This is a genomic window from Streptomyces sp. NPDC086080 (assembly GCF_044540255.1).
Lineage (GTDB): Bacteria > Actinomycetota > Actinomycetes > Streptomycetales > Streptomycetaceae > Streptomyces.
In genome coordinates this window covers 1-4,670 of record NZ_JBITRU010000089.1, presented here as the reverse complement: position 1 = coordinate 4,670, position 4,670 = coordinate 1, and the positions used below count along the sequence as shown (strand labels likewise).

Here is a 4,670-nt window from a genome sequence, read left to right as displayed (position 1 = left end):
GATCTTCAGTCTTCACACACCGATGATCAGCGGTGGCTGTACCTGTCTCTCAGCCGACCCCACCGGCAAGATCACGATCTACGGCTGGAGTACTAAGCCCGTTGTACTCCGAATCCAGACACTATTCGGCGTTCCTCCTGGGGCCTTGCCTTCCGGTAGTGGTCCTCGGGTGGAGCGCATCATGACGATTACGGGGAAAAATGAGCGATAGCTCCAAGCGCATGGCCAACCCGTCGGATCTGGAACACCTGGCGAAGCTGTTAGACGGCAGGGGCAATCTCGGGGACAAGCTGGACGAGGCTTTCACCCGGGCAACCCGGCTCGGAGTCCGGGACAAGCTTGCTGTTCTGAAGCCCATGCAGTCCTGGACCAGTGACACAGCCGTCGACCTGAGGCGGCGTGCGGCCGTCTTGAGGTCCGAGGAAGGTGACCCCAAAGCCGCAGCTCTGTACGCGGGTTTCAAGCCGGAGGAACTCAAGGGTCTGACGCTTCCGCCGGACGCCATGCTGATCGCCAACGCCTCCATCGCGAGTGGCGATAAGTTTGACGCTGCTTGGATCAAGCGCAAACCCGGTGAGACGTACCAGGACTGGCTGCAGCGCATTCCAGGTGAAGCTGTTGCCAAAGTCAGTGGTGATGAGAAACTCGGTGAGGTGGTTGGTGACTACATCGAGATTACCGCCCTTGCCTCGACAGTCACGGGGGCCTTCACGATGGCGACCCTGGGAACGCTCAGTCTGATCAAGCGGTTCAAGAACGGTACCTTCATAAAGGCGCCGGGAACCACGCTCGCGCAGATCCTCAAAGGTCGGCCTCCGTCCCTGATTCCAGCCCGGATAGCCAGTTTGGGCGCACAAATCGGCAGGACCACACCCGCTGTCGTTCTCGATGTCCTGACAGGCTCGGACAAGCTCGCTCAACTCCATGGCGGAAGGCTGTACGCCTGGGAGGCCAACCTACTCAAGGTCGGCAATAACGTCGGTACGGCCTCCCGGGCTGCCGGCGCGAGCCGACTGGGGGCGTTGAGGTCCGGTGCGGGCGCCGCGCTGCGTACTGCTGGCTGGTGGCGGGCAGCCGGCATCGGCGGAAGCGCCCTCGCCACGGGTGTCGGTGCGTTCGATGTCTTTCAGGAAGGAAACCCCGTCGAGGCATTCAAACGGGACAAGCTGGGATACGCCTCAAAGGTGTCCGGCGTGGCCTTCAATGCCTCACTCACCGTAGCCATGGTGGCACCCACTCCGGTGACCATTGGTGCGGCGGTGGTTACCGGAGCTGTATATGGTGGCATCACCCTTTGGCAAAACAGAGAAAAACTCAAGGATTTTCCCGGTAAGGTTGCCGATGCAGGAGCCTGGGCCGGTAACAAGATTTCCGAGGGTGCCGACAAGTTGGCGGACGGGGCCAAGAAGCTGGGGAGCGTCCTCAATCCCTTCGACTGACTCTCGGGCCGAACGCCGCGTATGTCACGTGCGACCTACCGCTGTTTGGCGACTTCCTGCCCAACACGTCCGTCTCCCGTAGAAGTAAAGGCGTCGGCCGGTCGATGGCATCTCCTCGGCCTTGCACAGCTCCGTCTGTGGTCTTCTCGGGCGGCCCTTCTCATGGTGTGTGGCGCCTGCTCAGGGTCGTTGCCGCGAGTCCGACAGTTCCAGTGCCATCGCCGTGAGCAAGGCCATGCGGTCACGGGTCGCGATGCGAAGTTGCTCTCCTTGGCGAGTGCGGATCACGACACTGTCCATGCCCATGGGGACGCTCCAACCACCGCCCATGAGACGGGCATCACCGTGATCGACGGCCCGCAGCCCGGTCAGGGGCACGTCCACCGCGTTCAGCGAAGCGATGTACCGCTGGGGGGTGGTCGGAAGCGCCAACTGTGATGCCGTCTGGACGGAGGCCGGGTCGATGGCCGTGAGAGGGATGCGCTCGCGACCGACGCGGAGGGATTCCGCGTCCATCCGGATGCGGTGGTAGACGAAATTGGAGAGGGGAACAGCGAGGCAGGTTAGGAGGAGCAGGAGGAACAGCGCGCACAGACCGAGCCACAGGCCGATCTCGTTGGGAATCGTGTCGATACCCATGTATGCCATGCCGGCCAGGTAAATCGTGATGCATACCGCAGACCAGGTCTTCGGGGTCTTCTCTACGTAGGGCATGTTCCTCATTGAGTCGTGCCTGCTGTGCTCAACGGTTAATGGACTGAATCTCCTGGACGGTGACGGCTTGGTCGTTGCCGAACGCTCCGTTGGGAAGGTCGCCACCGGCGCCGCCTGTGCCTTCCCAGGCGATGTCCCAGGTGATGGTGGCCTGGAGGTTGAAGGTCCCGTTGCCGGAGGAGCGGAGGTAGGTGATTCCGCAGGGAGGGGTCTGGTCAACCTTGCCCTTGGCGTAGGGCTCGCCGATGGAGTCGTCGGCGTTGATGGTGCACTCGCCGGAGGTGGGATGCGTCTGGGCGTCCTTGGTGCCGGGCTCCAGTGTGAGGGAGACCGGGGTGGCGGTCGTCGTGGCCTGGAGGGCGAAACCGGGGACGTTGATGGCCGCGGTGGCCTGGACCTCGTCGAAGACGGCCTTGTCGAGCCAGGCCCAGGTCGGCAGGTTGACCTTGGTGGTCTCCTCGGGGGCGAGGCTGACCTTGGTGTCGGGCAGTTGCATGTGCTGGTAGGCGAGGGCGGCGAGGATCTCCGGGGTGATGGCCTCTTCGTACTGGGGTGGCGGGGCTTCGCCGTTGTCGACCCAGAAGGGGAGGTCGTTGCAGGAGCCCCGTTTGAGGATGTCGGGCTCGTCGGGGTTCTCGACGGCGGCCCAGAACATGCCCTCGCCGTCCTTCTCGACGTTGTAGTCCTTGTAGCCAGGGGTGTCGGTCCAGCCGTATTCGTCCGCGTAGTGGCGCTGCAGCTCGCTGAGTGCCGCGCCCGCGTGGCCGCCCATGCCGGGCGCGCTCATCTGGCTGCCGATGTCCTTGGACATTTTCTTCTTGAAGTCTTTGGCACCGAGGTACGGGGCGTACCAGCAGGGTGGCGGGTCCCAGTTGACGTCGGCGGACGTCACGTTGCCGGTGCCGCCGTTCTTGGCGACGGAGCCGGAGTACGTGATCCGGGCGGCGGCGTAGATGCCGGTGGCGTCACTTCCACCCGATTGCTCTGTGTTGGAACCCTGGGTGTTGCCAGGCCGCTCTTCAGCGTGGGCAGGTCTCACGAGGGCGATGCCAAAGGCCAGCGTCAGGGCAGCCGTACCAGTGCTGAGGGCCGTACGTCGTGACCTGTTCACTGGCACTTCGCCGCCTTCGCCTCGACGTAGACCTTGGACGCCTGCCACAGGCTGTCTCCGGTGGGGAGCTTGACCATGATGATCTTGAAGTAGTCGAAGTCCGTGACGCTGGGCGTGCTCTTCAGGACCTTTCCGGTCTTGACCTCTTTGGAGTAGAACTTGCTTGAGTCCACACAGAACGCGACCTCCACCGAGTTGCTGTTCGACGCGGACCGGGTGGTGGCCTGGTAGTGGCGCCGGGTACCGGTTGCCGTCCAGTCCCCTTCGAGCCTGACGTCGATCTGTGTCCTCCCGTACTTCAAACCATCGCCTGTGGAGTAGGCGACCAAGGCCGCGTCCTCAGTCGTGCGCTTGTCGACGCCCCGGTAGATGGCGCGGATGTAGTTCGCGGCGTCATCCATGGCGGCCGCCTCGTTCTTGTCCTTCGGCTTGTCCCAGTCGAAGACGAGGTTCATGTCTGTGGGTAGGGACACGTCCACGCCGTCCGGCTTGTCCGCCGCCGGGGCTCCCGAGGGCTCCGCCGGCTTGCTCGGCTTCTCCGTCCCCTGGTCGGCGCCGGTGATCTTGTCGTTGTCGCCGGAGTCGTCGTTTCCGCCTCCGCAGGCCGTCAGCATCAAGGTTGCGGCGGCGGCGAACGCGACAGCAACGGGCAAAGTGCGGCGCTTCACAGTGAGCTCCCCGTGAGACGAAAGGTTTCCAGTGCAGTGACGATATCGGTGGGGTTATCGGTTTCGCCACCGCGAACTATGTGGCGAATAGGCCGAGATGAAGGCTGCCAGCGGCCTCGATGGTGGTAATGGCGGAAAGTCGCCCCGTCGGCGACGCGGTTGTGGTCTTCATCTCACCGTGTCTTCAGGTGGGCTCACGGCATCGAGGGATGACCCTTCCGTCCGTGGGCGTGGGCGCGTACGGGGTTCACACCATTGGGTGGTCGGCGGTGCATGGTGTGCGGGGCGTCGCGGGAGCAGGGACTCAGGGCACCGGGGCCTCACTGGTCGAGCAGTTCGCGCAACGCGGGTGACAGTTCGGGTACCTGCGTGCCCGTGGCCTGTGCCGCTGCCACCGCTGCGACGTACGCCTCCGCCTCCGTCCGCAGTCGCTGCTTCTCGGCACCCTGGCGGCTGCCCGCCAGCCAGACGGCGACGGCTGCCGGGACGAGGACAAGGGCCGCGTAGCCCAGGGGTGCGTCCGAAGTCGCTGCCCAGATCGCGCCGCCGGCACCGGACGCGATCAGGAGGCAGCCGGCCTCGTCGTGCCAGCCACCCTCGTGGGTCATGCGTTCGTACGCGGTCACCGCCTCCGGTTTCGGAGGTGAGGTTCCCCCGAGATGCGGGAACAGATGACGGAGGGTCAGATGGGTTTTGCGAGAGGAGCCCAGACGATGCCTGCACCGAGGAAGTACCCGC

5 protein-coding genes are annotated in these 4,670 nt (G+C 64.2%); 1 reads left to right on the top strand and 4 read right to left on the bottom strand.

From position 1 onward, the window contains the following. The first annotated feature begins 200 nt into the window (after window positions 1-200). Window positions 201-1,439, top strand: coding sequence for a mucin-2 (locus ACIF9R_RS38060; protein WP_399987679.1), 1,239 nt, complete (start codon window positions 201-203; stop codon window positions 1,437-1,439). Window positions 1,440-1,619: 180 nt separating this feature from the next. Here the strand turns inward: ACIF9R_RS38060 and ACIF9R_RS38055 are convergent, their stop codons facing one another. From ACIF9R_RS38055 to ACIF9R_RS38040, 4 genes are all read right to left on the bottom strand, one after another. Beyond that, the gene (locus ACIF9R_RS38055) at window positions 1,620-2,153 is read right to left on the bottom strand and encodes a hypothetical protein (protein WP_399987677.1); all 534 of its coding nucleotides are present in this window, start codon (window positions 2,151-2,153) and stop codon (window positions 1,620-1,622) included. Between the two features lie 28 nt (window positions 2,154-2,181). After that, entirely contained in the window at window positions 2,182-3,264 is a 1,083-nt protein-coding gene (locus ACIF9R_RS38050; RefSeq protein WP_399987675.1) for a hypothetical protein, read from the bottom strand. Next, complete coding sequence (locus ACIF9R_RS38045; RefSeq protein ID WP_399987673.1) at window positions 3,261-3,932, bottom strand: hypothetical protein; 672 nt, start codon at window positions 3,930-3,932, stop codon at window positions 3,261-3,263. Before ACIF9R_RS38045 ends, ACIF9R_RS38050 begins: the two co-directional genes overlap by 4 nt. Window positions 3,933-4,252: 320 nt before the next feature. After that, window positions 4,253-4,558 (bottom strand): hypothetical protein, encoded by a 306-nt coding sequence (locus ACIF9R_RS38040; protein ID WP_399987671.1) that lies wholly within the window; start codon window positions 4,556-4,558, stop codon window positions 4,253-4,255. Window positions 4,559-4,670: the final 112 nt, after the last annotated feature.

Bases quoted from the DNA above. Each gene is read 5' to 3' on its own strand.
- ACIF9R_RS38060 (WP_399987679.1), top strand. From the start codon at position 201: ATGAGCGATAGCTCCAAGCGCATGGCCAACCCGTCGGATCTGGAACAC.
- ACIF9R_RS38055 (WP_399987677.1), bottom strand. From the start codon at position 2,153: ATGCCCTACGTAGAGAAGACCCCGAAGACCTGGTCTGCGGTATGCATC.